Genomic DNA, 14568 nt, shown 5'->3' with positions numbered 1-14568 from the left:
GACGCTCAAAACTCATATATAGAGTCCTACCCGAATAAACCCTCAGTAAAACAATTAAAAAACAAACTTCCAGAAACCCTTTAAACAAAAATGACCGAGTAAGGGAACACCTATACTCAGTCATTTCTTTAAATCTCATTAAAAAATTGAGGCTTTTTCAGTGCCCTCTCGAAAGATGAGGGATTTTTTGATTTACAGCGGTCAGGATTCGAACCGAAGGGCTCGGCGGGGTTCGATCCGAAGGAGGTTCAGGGACAAGCCGGGGCACTAAAAGCAAAAATAAACAATTTACCAAAAGCTATTTTGCACAAAGCATTCAAAGGCGAACCCGTTCCGCAACTTCCTACTGATGGCGATGCGAAGGATTTGTTGGCGGACATTATGGCCTTGAAGAAGGGAGTGAATGGGAAGAAGTAAAAGTAGAGGGTATACAGAGAGTAACTTTTTGTCGTGGTTCGACTACGCTCACCATGACAAAAGAGTGAGCGTAGTCGAGTTGTCACCCTGAGCGTAGTCGAAGGGTCAGACGCAGGTGGCTGTTATATGGGAGACAAAAACATCTTAACGTAAAAAACAGGGTTTTCCAATTTAATTTCTTAACATACATCAATATCGGCTAGCTGATTTTAAGCGAAATTTGTTATTATTAAAACAACAAAAAGATTAAATAAAATTATGGCAAAATGGAGTTTAGACAAGGCGCATAGCGAACTTGAGTTTAAGGTAAAACATATGATGATCTCTAACGTGAAAGGACAATTTCAGGACTTCGACGTCACCATAGACGGAGATTCCGCTGATTTATCCGAAACGACAGTAAGCGTAGAAATCAGAACAGATTCTGTTACGACAAAAAACGAGCCCCGCGACCAGCATTTGCGCAGCGAGGAATTTTTCAATGCTGCCGCCTATCCGCTCATCACCTTCACGTCTACGGAAATTAAAAAGGTAGACAACGACGAATACAAATTGTCCGGCGACCTAACTGTCAAAGGGGTGACCAAGCCGGCTACTTTTACGGCAGAGTTCGGAGGTATCGCAAAAGATCCTTGGGGAAATCAGAAAGCCGGCTATACCGTCCACGGAAAAATCAACCGTCAGGATTTCGGACTGACTTGGAACGCAGCCTTAGAAACCGGAGGTGTGATGGTTAGCGAAGAAGTTAAATTTCACGCGGAAGTACAGTTCGTACTCTCTTAAATATTTTTCCAATTTCAGCTGAAAAGCCGTTGCATATCTACATGCGACGGCTTTTCTATTTGGTCAACCCATGAGCAGTGGCCGTCCACGCCCGACGTGTTTATTACCCCGGGCAAGCCGGGATACACCACAAAAAAGTGTTTCCTACATCTGCTTGCTGCAAACATAGGAAACACCCTTCTATCCCCGCCGCGGGTCAAAAGTTTATAGCATTGCCACTTCCATCAACAGGAATTCTGCATCCCGCTCTGCTTTGATATGTACCGCGTTGGCGTCCGTCACACCGAGGCCGTCTCTATCGTACAGCTCGCGACCATCGACAGTTATCTTTCCATGCAAGTTAAAAACGTATAAGCCTGTTCCCTTACCCCTGAAGGCGTACGTTTCCTCAACACCTTCGTCGAACTTACCTAAACTAAACCAAGCATCCTGGTAAATCCAGATCTTTCCCTCCTGCGGTTCGGGCGCAAGAATCTCCTGGATTTTGTTTATTCTATCGGCCGGATTCAGCGATATCTGGTCGTATCGGGGTTCGACGTTCCGTTTGTTCGGAATGACCCATATCTGCAGAAATTTGACCTCCTGATCCGCATTCTTGTTGTACTCGCTGTGCGTTACTCCGGTTCCGGCGCTCATCACCTGGATGTCGCCATGCCTGATCACGGCCGTTGTACCCATGCTGTCTTTGTGCTCCAGATCGCCCTCAAGCGGGATCGAGATGATCTCCATATTGTCGTGCAGATGCGCACCAAAGCCCATTCCTCCTGCAACGCGGTCGTCGTTCAGTACCCGCAGTGCACCGAAATGCATACGTTCGGGATCAAAATAGTTCGCAAAGCTAAATGTATGTTTGGAGTGGAGCCAACCGTGGTTCGCATCCCCTCTTGAACCTGCCGCGTGAAAAATGTAATTCGCCATAATTCATTTCCTTTCTTATTTGTTTATACAAAACTGCGACAACTTTGTTCTCCACGCATTGATCTAGGATAAGAAATAGCCGCCTCCTTATGGCTGGCTCAAACCGTCCAACTTGCGCCGAAAAGCTAGAGGAGATGATCTACATATTCCAGTTTCCGTATACCCTTTTCCAGTACTTCCCGTTCGTCGTGAGTCATATCATGCAACATTCCGGCGATCCGCTGTAAGTCGCGAAGTTGAGCCAAGGTCCGCACACCTACTGCCGCGACAGCCACTTCGGACCTGCCCAGCACATAGGCCAGCAACACATGCGCCTTGCTGATTCCCAGCCGTTCAGCCAACTTTTCTACATTCCGGTTGGCGTGACCTACTTCTCCGGACGTAAGTTGTAAATACTTGTCTACCGGCTTATCCACCAATATTCCCTGCGTCATCGCGCCCCTGCTGATCACGGAGATCCCTTTGTCTGCCAACAGCGGGAACACCATTTCCGGCCTTCTGTCCAGCAGGCTGTACTGCATCATCACGCTCACAATATTTGACCGCTCGGCATAAGCACGTATCACATTGGGACGTATCGAGGAAATTCCATAGTAGCGGATTTTTCCTTCTTTCACGAGCTGCTCAAATGCTTCTATAATTTCGTCGATCGGATCGTCGATCGTTCCGCCGTGAAGTTGGTATAGATCGATATAGCTCGTATTTAAGCGAGAAAGCGATGCTTCTACGGTCTTGATGATATAAGGCTTAGAAGCTTTCCAGTCCCAGGTACTTCCATCGGAACGCCATTGATTGCCTACCTTGGTTGCAAGGATCACGCTGTCCCGGACGGCGGACAGCGCCTGCCCTAGCAGGTCCTCGTTCATTCCCCGTTCGTATAGATCGGCCGTATCGAAATAATTGATTCCCGATTCATAGGCCTGCTGCAGAATATCAACGTTCAGCTTGGTCGCTCCTCCTTTCAACGACATCGTACCAAGTCCGATGGGCGCGACTTCCAACGCAGATTTACCGATTTTAATTCGTTGCATCCCCCTCCTTTATCCCAATCAATTCGATCTCAAAAATAAGGGCACTATATGGGGGGATTTCCCCGCCCGCCCCACGTTCTCCATAGCCAAGAGAGGAAGGTATATAAAACCTATATTTCGAACCTACCGACATCTGTGGGATGCCGAGCTGCCATCCCCGGATAACGTTGTCCAAATCAAGTTCCAGCGGCTGGCCCCGGTCGTAGGAGCTGTCGAACACCTTTCCGTTGGCCAGCGATCCTTTATAATGTACGGTGACCTCCGACGTGTCGGCCGGCTTTGCACCGGTCCCCTCCTGCAGCACTTCGTAGTACAAACCATCCTGCAGGTGGCGGACACCATCTTTATTTTTTATGGTTTCGAAAAACGTCGTTTCCTCCTGCTTTAAAGCCGCCACCTTCCGTTCGGCGGCCTGCGAAAAGGCATTTTTGATCAGCCGTATACCTTCTTCCTGCGCGATCAGACGCGTGTTACCCGCTGTACCATCGGTCATCCCCTTCAAAAAACTATCCATATTGATAGCAACACCGGTGCTACTGAGCGATGATGCGACATCCATACCCAGGGAATAGGAAACAGAATCAGTGTTTGATTTTAAAACCTGTGCCTTCGCCCCATATGTTTGTGCAGCAACCAGTGCTATTATACAATATCCTAACTTCGTCATTTTCATTTATGTTTTTCTACAATGTTCGTAATAATTTCTTTTGTTATATCCGGATAGTCTACCGGCACCCTGTTCTTGCTGTTTAGCCATGCTTCAATGGCAAAATCGTATTTTTTCTTCAAGCTGTTGATAACCGGTACGCCCATCTGTTCTAAAGCTGCGGCGTTCAGATGCTGCTCATATTGGTTCTTCATCGGTATAACCAGCAGCTTTTTGCCTAAGAACAACGCTTCGGCAGGCGTTTCAAAACCTGCGCCACACAAGACACCCGACGCGTTTGCCATGCTCTGTACGAAAGTGTCGCTCTGAATCGGGTTAATGGTCACGTTCTTTACGGTAAACTTCTTTTTGTTATGCTTGGAGTACACGTCCCATTGAATATCACTGAACTTAGACAGATTCTTCAGCAGATGCGCATCGTCATACGAAGGAAGGTAAACGGTGTAGTGTCCCTTATCGTTGGGCTCGAGCGCCCGTATAGACTGCCGGATGACGGGCGTAAAGATATGCTTGTTGTACGATTTGAAATGGAAGCCGTAGGAAATGCTGGACGGCGCGTAGTTCTTCATGATGAATTTGCCCAACATGTCCGTCTCATCGGGTTTAGGGCTCGCCGGGTCCAGGGCTCCTATCTGATGGCTTAAGCCAATGCAGGGGATATCCCGCGTTTGGCACGCCCACGCCGATATAGGCTCGAAGTCGTTGATGACGAGATCATAGTTTTCCACGGGGAGATCTTTAATCTCCTGTATAAATTTCCGTACGGTAGAGCTCATAAACGTACGCCAGAGATCAACCCCGCCTGATTTTCCAAAGATGAAACTCAGCCCGTGCAACCGATATTTTACCGGAAACGGAAGAACAATGTCTGCTTGAATACCGCTGACTAATATATCAACTTCACCCAGCCCCTGTAATACAGGAACAATATCTAAAGCGCGGGACAGGTGCCCGTTTCCTGTTCCCTGAACGGCATATAATATTTTCATCTACTGCTGCAATTAGTATGTCCAAAGTACTAAATTTCCTGTGAATTGCGACATCGGCATCCAAGTTTCGAAGAAATTTCTGATTTTAGTGAAACCAATATAAACTCGCCATGCAATACAGACAAACCACCGTCCTGGGAATACTGGCGCTTATCTTGCTTTGCTCCTGGGGATTTTATGCACACAAGCGTATCAATAACGCAGCAGTCTTTACGCTTCCTGCCGAACTGGCCGCGTTTTACAAACAGCACATTGATTATATAACCGAGAAGGCAGTCGATGCCGACAAACGCTGTTATGTAGACACCCTGGAATCGCCCCGTCACTTTATCGACCTCGACGACTATGAAGAAGAAACGCCTGACTCGGTTCCCATACATTGGAGCAAGGCGAAGGAAAAGTATAGCGAGCGGCGCCTCCTCGCCCACGGAATTGTGCCGTGGCAGATACATTTTACTTATCAAAAGCTGACGACAGCCTTTAGGCGCAAGGACGTCGAAGCCATCGTGCGGCATTCGGCAGACCTGGGACACTACGTGGCGGATGCCCACGTTCCTCTGCATACGACAAGCAACTATAACGGACAGCTCACGGGGCAGCTGGGAATACATGCGTTCTGGGAGAGCCGCCTCCCCGAGATGTTTGCCGAAGATTACAACCTGTTTGTCGGAAAGGCCCAATATATTTCCGACCCCCTGCAGCTAGCATGGGACATTATCCGTGAGAGCCACGAGCTGGTCGATTCGGTCTTAAAAGTGGAGAAAGCGCTCTCCCGACAATTTCCAAAACATCTGCAACGCACGTACATGACGCGCAATAATGTGCTTATTGCCTCCTACTCGGACGCCTATGCAAAAGAATATCACCGACGGCTACAGGGAATGGTGGAGCGGCGTATGCGCCAAGCCATCTTTCATATCGGTTCTTATTGGACCTCTGCTTGGATCGACGCCGGCCAGCCGGTCCTAAACCTGAAAGCGGAGCTGCCGGGGCCGGCGGCAGACACCACGCTGCTGCTCAAGACAATCCTCGGTCGGGAAGAATGGCATTGACCGGCCCCCGCAGGGCAGCGGCCGCGACAGGCGGATTGGCCAATCCGCCACTGTATAGATCCGGCGGACGTCGCCCCTTGCTCTCATGAGGGGCGGCCGGCACCATCTGCTGCCGTTCCGCCCCGATCAGGTGCGCGTTTCGAAACGGGACTTCAACCGGACTAGGCATAATATAAAAACTGGCACATTTGAACCTGCCGGCCAAAAACTACATTTGTGCCAAAATGAAGACTATGTTAAAAAGAACAGCAACATTACTCATACTCTTCCCTCTGGCTACTTGGGGGCAGGACACAACAAATATCCGCGAGGTGATCATTAACCAAAACCGGCTTCACATACCTTTTAATAAGGACAACCGGAATGTGGAGATACTCACCGGAGAGCAGGTGAGGCAGCTTCCGGTACGGAACCTTAACGAGGCGCTAAGCTATCTCAATGGCGTAGATCTACGCCAACGCGGCCCATTTGGTACGCAGGCAGACGTAAGCATCGACGGCGGCAGCTTTGATCAGACCCTCGTGTTAGTGAACGGAGCCAAAGTTTCGGACCCGCAGACGGGCCACCACACCTTGAACTTACCGATTCCTCTCGACGCCATCGACCGTATAGAGGTACTCCGCGGACCTGCCGCACGTATATATGGCGCCAACGCACTGACAGGAGCGATCAATATCATCACGAAGGCTATCCGGCACTCCGCCGTTCAGGCAAACGTATATACAGGAAGCTCGCTAAAAAACAGAGCCGAAGAAGAAAAAGATGGCATCTACTATCATGCCGGCACACAGGTAGGAGCAAGCTGGTACAGCGAAAAACATCAGCACCAGCTGTTTTATAACAAAGACAGATCGAATGGCCAGCGGTATAACACCGCGTCAAACGCCGATAGGGTCTTTTATCAGGGTGGCTTAGCCATCGACAACGGCCATACGATGGAGTGGCTGGGCAGCTATATATATAACAGTTTTGGCGCTAACGGCTTTTATGCCGCGCCGGGCGACAGGGAGGCGCATGAAATTGTCGAGACCGTATTTGCTTCGGTGGCGTCGAAACACCGCCTGACAGACCGCTTCTTCTTAAGTCCGCGTATCAGCAACCGCTACACCGAAGACGACTACCGCTATTTTCGTGACGACCTGTCCCGGGCACGCTCACTGCATTACAACAACGCGTTCTCCGCCGAGCTGAACAGTCGCTACGAGACCTCGTTCGGCGATTTCGGTTTTGGTCTGGAATCCCGCTTTGACCGGATCAACAGCTCCAATATGGGAAACCACGACCGTAGCAACCACGGTATCTATACGGAGTTCCGTACCGAACAGATTGAAAAGCTGTCGGTAAATGTTGGCGCTTATCTCAACTACAACACACAATACGGATGGCAGATTTATCCAGGCTTCGATCTTGGCTATGCGCTGACACAAAAGTGGAAATTGGTGCTCAACGCCGGGTCCAGCCAACGGATCCCGACCTTCACCGACTTGTATCTGAATCAACAGGGAAACATCGGCAACCCGGCCCTCTTTTCAGAAGACGCCTGGCAGATCGAAGGGGCGATAAAATTTACAGACCGCCATCTGATCGGACATGCCGGATTTTTCTACCGCGATATCAAAAACTTCATTGATTGGATCAGAGCATCAGCCGATGTCCCCTATCAGCCTTTTAACATGGGAAAAAACCGGGTAAATGGCTTCAACGCCAATGTTCTCTACAGCATTCAAGGACACCACGCTGTCTATCAGATTAATATGGGGTACAACTTTCTCGACCCGACCATCCTACAGCCTAGCGGCTTCACTTCCAAGTATAACGTCGAAACCCTGAAACATCAGGCCAAGCTCCTGCTGACAATGCAGCGGCCACAATGGAACGTGTCTGTTGCGAACCGCTTCAATCAGCGTATCAGCAACAAGTCTTATTTCCTGTCTGATGTACGGATCGGATACACGCTACCCAATTTCTCGATCTATGCTGACGCACAAAATATTTTCGACGTAACATATATAGAAACCGCAGCAATTCCGATGCCGGGGAGATGGTATACGCTGGGCGTGCGGTATGAATGGTCTAAAAACTAAAAGTGTCATCCGTTCAGCACGCCCGCATTTTGCCGGTTTCACCGGCAAGATGCGGGCGTTCACCTATTTTTTTTCCCAATTTACCTAATAACCATGTCTTATCTCGCTGTTCCCTGCTTATTTTGAACAAATAAACGCGAGAAAATCAATGGGATGGTTTACTGTTTTTAAAAGAAAAAAGGACGCTGTTCTGCCAACGGCAGCGGCAGTGCAGCAGGCGGCAGACACGGCGGATACGAAGGTAGATACGAAGCGGCTCAACGGAGCCTCCGTACACGATGGTCAGGGCATCTTCCTGATCTATAACTACCTGCAGCAGGACTTTGAAGAAAAGGGCTACCACGATGCGTTAACAAGTCCGGATGAAGGCTATAAAAACGACAACATACGCCTTATCCGATACGACTTGGAGATCTTGATCCATCAGGTAAAAACCTATCATGCTTCGTTGATGAAAGACCTCGAGTTCCACATTCATTCCCGCAGCCGTGCCGGACTGATTGACCTCGTCGATGAACTGAAAATTAAACAGACCGACCTCCTGGCCCACATCGATAAGGTACGCGAGCTTGAAGACTCCCTTCAAACCAATAGCGGCCTCTGCGAAAGAGCTATTTTGGCGTATAAAAGAGGCTTTATGAAGGGAATGGCTTCTATAACGCATGCCCATCTGTTAACAAAGAAATTTTAAGAGCATGAAGGATTGGTGGTTAAAATTCGGCTGTTTCTTAACGGGATTCAATTACAGCCTTGTCAAAAATTCAAGTGAACAGTCTTCTAAAAACGTAAAGAAATATACGTCAGCCATGCTGCTGATCGTGCTGATCTGGTTTTTTATTGGCTACAGCTTTGCTACCCGGTATCTCCATCTGGCGCCGTGGGGCGGAATCGTGGGCGGCCTGCTCATGGGCTTTGTCATCATCCAGATTGAACGTATCATTATCCTTTCTACGAAGATAAGCCCGTGGTCGAGCCTATTCCGCATACTTCTAGCCTTGGTTATGTCGATCCTCGGAGCTTTTATAATGGATCAGATTACGTTCAAAGACGACATCGAGCTGCGAAAGGCCGAAGTCATGGATCAACGCGTCAAAGCAGCGGTACAGCAGTCGGAGAACGACATCCAGAAGCAGCTGCACGATTTGGATGTTATGATTGCAAAAGCCAATCACAAATACGACGCCGTAAGTGCCGACTTAAAGAAAAATCCGGTGATTGTCACCAGCTACACCAACCGGAGTGTAACACGGGACGAAAAAGGAAAAGAGATAAACACAACACAATCTACGAACAAATCGGTCATGGAGAACCCTAAAAAGCTGGAGATGGAACAGCTTCACAGGCAGATTGAGGCGTTACAAAACAAAAAGTTTGAACTGGCGGCGTCCATCACAACGATCAAAGAGCGCAAGGAGAAAGAACTCAAAGCGGCGACGGGCTTCCTGGACGAGCTCAATTTGTTGCACGATGTTGTCACCTCGTCGCGCATCGGGCTATTCGTTTATCTCCTGTTTCTGTTTTTCTTTCTGGCGATCGAACTGTTCGTGCTTGTCATCAAGCTCACGGACAAAGAGTCCGACTACGACAAGCTCATCCAGCACCAAACCGACGTCCGTGTGAAGATGTTGGAGAAACTACGTGTTCCATAAACAAACGCGCACGTATCATTGTTATTGTATGTACATCAAATAAATATCATCATGTCAATCAAAGAAACATTTTTCGTCACCGGCGAGAATCTACTAAAGAAAATCAAGGAGATCATTGCAGAAGGCAATGTGACTAAAATCAGTATTTCAGATAAGCACGGAAAAGAGATCATGACGTTTCCGGTTACCTTAGGTGTAGTAGGTGTTGTATTCGCCCCTATATTTGCAGCTGTTGGCGCCTTGGCCGCCCTATTGACCGAATGTAAGATTACCGTCGAAAAACAAAAGGGAGACGATACGCCCCCCTCGGACGAGCCACCCACCGGCGACAGCACGACAATCGAAGTAAAATAGACACAAAAGGTTGTTCACTACGGCTTGTTGTATAACGCCATTCCGGAGGGAACAACCTTAAACTTTTTCACATCTCCTCTCCCGGCAAAACCAAATTCCCAGGCCGTTGTTCTTTTATATAGATAAAAAGATCATCATTATGGCTAACAAAAAAATAGGAGTTGTTGTCGGCTCTTTACGCAAGGAGTCTTTCAATAAAAAAATCGCAAATTTTCTGATCGAAAACGCGCCCGATGGCTATAACCTGGAGCTGATAGAGATAGGCCACTTAGCCCTTTACAATCAGGACTACGATGAGGGAGATAGTCCCGCAAGTTATCACCCTTTCCGCGAGCAGATTAAGTCGGTAGACGGAGTTATCTTTGTCACTCCGGAGTACAACCGATCCGTACCGGGCGTTCTTAAAAATGCTATCGACGTAGGATCCAGACCTTACGGCAAAAACAGCTGGGACGGTAAACCCGCACTGGTCATCTCCTCTTCTATTGGTAACATCAGCGGTTTTGGAGCCAACCACCACCTGCGGCAGTCCTTGGTGTTTCTAAACATGCCCACCCTCCAACAGCCGGAGGTGTATATTCCAAACTGTCAAGAACTATTCGATGACCAAGGGAAGCTAAATAATGCCGATACAGCAGATTTTCTTCGTAACGCCCTTCGGTCGTTTGTTGATTTTATGGAGAAACTCTCCGCATAACCCCGGTTAAACCGGGGAGAAACGCTTGCGCTGCCGCAGCGGCGTTCTGTTTATCGGCCCGGCCTGGGGTAACCCCGCCGGGAGAATACAAACTATTTTCTTCATCACCTGTTATTCAGTAAAGCGCCAGAATAGTATGCCATCATTATTTGAATTCCGGTTGACGCGTGCGGATAGTCCGTTTTGGGCCGTCGCTCTACACGATGGCCACCAGATCAGTCCGCCGCTCGCCCCTTACCTTCTTTTAGACGACGAACAACGGCTGCGTGAGGAAGACCCTTATACCGCTTGCATGGCGGAGCTTCCCGTCAACCAGCTTTTTGTAGGCACCTCCCGTTTCCAGCTGGATATCAACCGTGCCATAGACGGGGCCGTATATCTACGCCCTGATCAAGCGTGGGGACTTCAGGTTTGGAAGGAGAAGCTTCCCGAGCACATCCTCCAGCAGCTCTATCAGGAGCATGAACAGATATATACACAGATAGACCAATGGATACAGGAGACGATCGACACGCACGGTTTTTTCGTGGTTTTTGATGTGCACAGTTATAATGCCAAGAGGGAAAGTCGGGATGAGGTGATCGACGCAGCTGCGAATCCACAGGTTAACCTTGGCACGCATTACAATAAGCCCTTGTGGCGCCCCTTAATTGAGGAATTTATAAAAAGCGTCTCCAAACAGCAGCTGCTGGAAAGTCCCATTGATATACGGGAGAACGTTAAGTTCAAGGGAGGAAATTTGGCGCAGCATCTAACGAAGAAATTCGGAGACTACGGCTGTGTTCTCTCCGTGGAATTCCGGAAGGACTTTATGGATGAGTGGACCGGCTTGCCCTACATGCCGACCATACAGGAATATAAGCAGCTAATGCTACACGCGCTTAAGGATTTGCAGGAGAACAGTGTCCATGGAAACACACGATAAACTACTGTCGCAGCTCTTACAGGCAGTTAAGGAAAAGAAGCCGATACATCAGCAAATTGCCAACAAAGGAAAAATCGTCTTCAACAAGATTGTTCCCTATCTGTTTATATACCGTATTCCCCCTTCAGGAAAGGATCGGATGTTGTCCAACCTGGCGAAATCGGAGCTGGGCAGTGCGATCTTCATGCCCAGCGGGCCAAACGACGAAACAAACGGGTTAATCCCAACGCTGGCGAAGTCTCTAGCAGATGAATTCGGCACCGCGCTGCTCATCGAAGTCTGGAACGCTCCCGACGAACAGCAGTCGGACATCGCTATACATCTTTCTCAGAAAAATGCACTCGTACTAGCTGAATACCTGCGGAAAAACATCCAGACGGAGGCTGTGGACCTTGCTGTCGAACTAAAAAAAGATACCAAACTCCCCTCCGCCCCCGGACAGCCGCCCTTATTATTCGCGAAGGACGGAAAAGAGAACCTTGTATTGGCAATCGGCCTGTCCATAAAAAAGGGCTATCAGGACCTTGAAGGTAGGCACTTGCCTATCGTGGCCCGTACCATCCGCGAAGCGCTGGCGAAGAGCCTATCGAGGCTCTTCTTTGAATTTGTAAGGCTCTATACCACGGTTCGCGCCGCACATTTTAAAATGAAGGTGCACGAACAGTTAAACGCCCAGATTTACGAGATTGATAACATTCTGGCGAAGGAAAGCCAAAAGTTCGATTTCCTGTTGCTCACCACGCCCATCAACACCCATGAGGCGTGGCTCCAGTTCCAAAAGGAGAAATACCGGAAAACGCCCATATTTCATTACCGACCTATACCAATAGACCCTGACCTCGTTAAGCGGAATCTGTACAACTTACGCATCGAGGATATCTACGATCCTACGATCGCCTATCTTTTCCGCGATAAACGCCGGGAGCTAGACGACATGATGACCATGCTGGCTGCCCGGGGGACGCCCGACTTCAAATATGGCAGCCTGATGGTGTATGGCAATGTCAGTGATCACTTGTACGACATAGCAAAAGCTTTACTGATAGCCATTGACAGTATTCCTGCTCCGCCGGCAGACGCGCATCCGGATGCTTACCTCGACGCGCAGGATTTTGCGCAGCTGGCAAAAGAAGAAATTTCATTCCTTCAACAGCAGGCGCCCGCATTTCATACCAGCGTACGTATCCGCGACGATATCTCCGGTGTCATGGTGAACCATGGCGTGCTCAATATCAGCAAGCAGTATAAAGTATCCCGGACAAGGGCACAGGCCCTCATTCAGCACGAAGTGGGTACACATATCATCACCTATTTTAATGGTAAAGAACAAACCTTCAGCCTTTTCCGACAAGGGGTACCGGGTTATGAGCAACTACAGGAAGGGTTAGCCGTGCTTGCGGAATTTCTGGTTGGAGGCCTCACCAACGAGCGGCTGCGCACACTTGCCGGACGTGTCATAGCCGTCCGATCCATGCTGATGGGCCACTCGTTCGTCGACACCTTCGACCTGCTGACGGAACAATACGGGTTCGACCAGGAAGCCTCCTTTTTCACGACGATGCGCGTCTATAGGTCAGGAGGATTGACAAAAGACGCAGTTTATCTCCAGGGTTTTATGGAATTGATACATTATATCCAGGAAGGAAAAAGTTTGGACCTGCTAACGATAGGCAAAATACGGGAGGACTACCTACCTATCGTGGAAGATCTTATGCAACGAGGTATATTGAAACAGCCATTAATAAAGCCGCGTTACCTGCAGCCTCCGTATATTAAAAAATTAAAAGATGTTAACCAGTTTGCCAGCATTTTTAAGATGATTAACTATTGAGCCCGATGAACAAAGTTTCCACGAGTGCGGGACAGGAAAGGCACGGAACCCGTGTGCGATGTAGTTACCCGGGGGTTACCGTTCAAAGTGAAACGGGGCGACAGCGTCGCCTGTTCCAATGAAAAATACAAATAAATAGACACTATATATATGAATATCGCATTTTTAATCAATCAAACTCATAAAGAAGAAGCCAGCTTCACGACTACATTATTGGCTTTTAAGGCGCATCTTCGCGGCCATCGCATTCTATATATCGGCCTGGCCGATTTCGCGTACAGTACGGACCAGACGGTAGGTGCGCATTGCCGGATTGTCGATGCCGACGAACGTGTTACGGATCCAAAGCACCTTCTGGAAACGCTACGAAAGAAAGAGAAACAGTTTGTAGATGCCCTTGGTATTGATATCCTGTGGATACGCTACGATCCGGTCCTCGACATGATAAGCCGCCCCTGGGCTTCGCCGACGGCGCTACAATTCGCACAACTGATGAAAAGACAGGGAACGTGGGTTATCAACGATCCGGACAAACTGGTAGAAGCCACCAACAAGCTTTACCTGGAGTACTTCCCCAAAAGTGTCCGGGCACAGACATTGATCACCCGAAACCACGAGGATGTCGTCCGCTTCCTCGAACAACAGCCGGACCAGATTATATTGAAGCCCCTAAAAGGATCAGGCGGTAAAAATGTGTTTTTGTTGAAAAAGGATGAAAGGCACAATCTGAAGCAGACCGTCGAAGTTATAGCGCGCGACGGATACGTTCTTGCGCAGGAGTATCTGCCTGCAGCCGCAGAGGGCGATATCCGGTTTTTCCTGTTGGATGGCGAGCCATTGGTCGTCGATGGAAAATACGCGAGCGTGAACCGCGTGCAGCAAAAGGGCGACATCCGAAGCAACATCCACCAAGGGGGTACAGCCCAGGCTGCCCACATTGATGAAGATATCCTGGCCACAGTAAATCAGGTTACTGCAAAATTGAGAGAGGATGGCATGTACTTCGTCGGCCTAGATATCGTCGGGGATAAGATCATGGAAATTAACGTGTTCAGCCCCGGAGCACTGCTTCACGCCAGCCAGCTCAATGATGTGGATTACGCTACGGCCATCCTCACCGATCTGGAAAAGAAACTGGCACAAAGAAAAGCTAAAGTAACACCGTGAAAGA

The 14568-nt window shown here is 48.8% G+C and carries 15 protein-coding genes; 10 read left to right on the top strand and 5 right to left on the bottom strand.

Annotated features, from left to right (window positions below):
- The first annotated feature begins 675 nt into the window (after window positions 1-675).
- On the top strand, window positions 676-1200 hold the full coding sequence (locus BC792_RS05090; RefSeq protein ID WP_170249960.1) for a YceI family protein: 525 nt from the start codon (window positions 676-678) through the stop codon (window positions 1198-1200).
- 204 nt (window positions 1201-1404) lie between these two features.
- Here BC792_RS05090 and BC792_RS05085 read toward each other — a convergent pair whose 3' ends face one another.
- From BC792_RS05085 to BC792_RS05070, 4 genes are all read right to left on the bottom strand, one after another.
- Complete coding sequence (locus BC792_RS05085) at window positions 1405-2118, bottom strand: pirin family protein (RefSeq protein ID WP_148907902.1); 714 nt, start codon at window positions 2116-2118, stop codon at window positions 1405-1407.
- A gap of 125 nt (window positions 2119-2243) precedes the next feature.
- Window positions 2244-3149, bottom strand: coding sequence for an aldo/keto reductase (locus BC792_RS05080; protein ID WP_148907901.1), 906 nt, complete (start codon window positions 3147-3149; stop codon window positions 2244-2246).
- Window positions 3136-3816: a BamJ family beta-barrel-assembly machinery protein gene (gene bamJ / locus BC792_RS05075; protein ID WP_170249959.1), complete on the bottom strand. Its 681-nt coding sequence runs from the start codon at window positions 3814-3816 to the stop codon at window positions 3136-3138. The genes BC792_RS05080 and bamJ overlap by 14 nt, the downstream gene beginning before the upstream one ends.
- A 2-nt stretch (window positions 3817-3818) precedes the next feature.
- Window positions 3819-4805, bottom strand: coding sequence for a glycosyltransferase family protein (locus BC792_RS05070; protein ID WP_148907899.1), 987 nt, complete (start codon window positions 4803-4805; stop codon window positions 3819-3821).
- 110 nt (window positions 4806-4915) lie between these two features.
- Here BC792_RS05070 and BC792_RS05065 point away from each other — a divergent pair, with 110 nt between their 5' ends.
- Window positions 4916-5857 (top strand): zinc dependent phospholipase C family protein, encoded by a 942-nt coding sequence (locus BC792_RS05065; protein WP_148907898.1) that lies wholly within the window; start codon window positions 4916-4918, stop codon window positions 5855-5857.
- Here BC792_RS05065 and BC792_RS05060 read toward each other — a convergent pair.
- Window positions 5823-6026 (bottom strand): hypothetical protein, encoded by a 204-nt coding sequence (locus BC792_RS05060; RefSeq protein ID WP_148907897.1) that lies wholly within the window; start codon window positions 6024-6026, stop codon window positions 5823-5825. The genes BC792_RS05065 and BC792_RS05060 overlap by 35 nt on opposite strands.
- Before the next feature lie 64 nt (window positions 6027-6090).
- On the opposite strand from BC792_RS05060, the gene BC792_RS05055 reads away from it, so the two are divergent.
- From BC792_RS05055 to BC792_RS05020, 8 genes are all read left to right on the top strand, one after another.
- A complete protein-coding gene (locus tag BC792_RS05055; RefSeq protein WP_211357475.1) occupies window positions 6091-7941 on the top strand; it encodes a TonB-dependent receptor plug domain-containing protein in 1851 nt (616 codons plus the stop codon).
- A gap of 148 nt (window positions 7942-8089) precedes the next feature.
- Window positions 8090-8632, top strand: a complete 543-nt coding sequence (locus tag BC792_RS05050; protein ID WP_148907895.1) for a hypothetical protein — start codon at window positions 8090-8092, stop codon at window positions 8630-8632.
- 4 nt (window positions 8633-8636) lie between these two features.
- Window positions 8637-9590, top strand: coding sequence for a DUF4407 domain-containing protein (locus BC792_RS05045; protein WP_148907894.1), 954 nt, complete (start codon window positions 8637-8639; stop codon window positions 9588-9590).
- Window positions 9591-9641: 51 nt separating this feature from the next.
- Complete coding sequence (locus BC792_RS05040; protein WP_148907893.1) at window positions 9642-9944, top strand: DUF4342 domain-containing protein; 303 nt, start codon at window positions 9642-9644, stop codon at window positions 9942-9944.
- 139 nt (window positions 9945-10083) lie between these two features.
- Window positions 10084-10641: an NADPH-dependent FMN reductase gene (locus BC792_RS05035; RefSeq protein WP_148907892.1), complete on the top strand. Its 558-nt coding sequence runs from the start codon at window positions 10084-10086 to the stop codon at window positions 10639-10641.
- A 136-nt stretch (window positions 10642-10777) separates the two neighbouring features.
- The gene (locus BC792_RS05030; RefSeq protein WP_148907891.1) at window positions 10778-11566 is read left to right on the top strand and encodes an N-formylglutamate amidohydrolase; all 789 of its coding nucleotides are present in this window, start codon (window positions 10778-10780) and stop codon (window positions 11564-11566) included.
- A complete protein-coding gene (locus BC792_RS05025; RefSeq protein ID WP_148907890.1) occupies window positions 11550-13397 on the top strand; it encodes a peptidase MATCAP family protein in 1848 nt (615 codons plus the stop codon). The genes BC792_RS05030 and BC792_RS05025 overlap by 17 nt, the downstream gene beginning before the upstream one ends.
- A 150-nt stretch (window positions 13398-13547) precedes the next feature.
- Window positions 13548-14564 carry an ATP-grasp domain-containing protein gene (locus BC792_RS05020; protein ID WP_148907889.1) on the top strand — a complete coding sequence of 339 codons (1017 nt, stop codon included), beginning with the start codon at window positions 13548-13550 and terminating at the stop codon, window positions 14562-14564.
- Window positions 14565-14568: the final 4 nt, after the last annotated feature.

Origin of the sequence: Sphingobacterium allocomposti, from assembly GCF_008124885.1 — a bacterium.
Classification (GTDB): domain Bacteria; phylum Bacteroidota; class Bacteroidia; order Sphingobacteriales; family Sphingobacteriaceae; genus Sphingobacterium; species Sphingobacterium allocomposti.
This window is presented reverse-complemented; position numbering and strand designations above follow the sequence as displayed.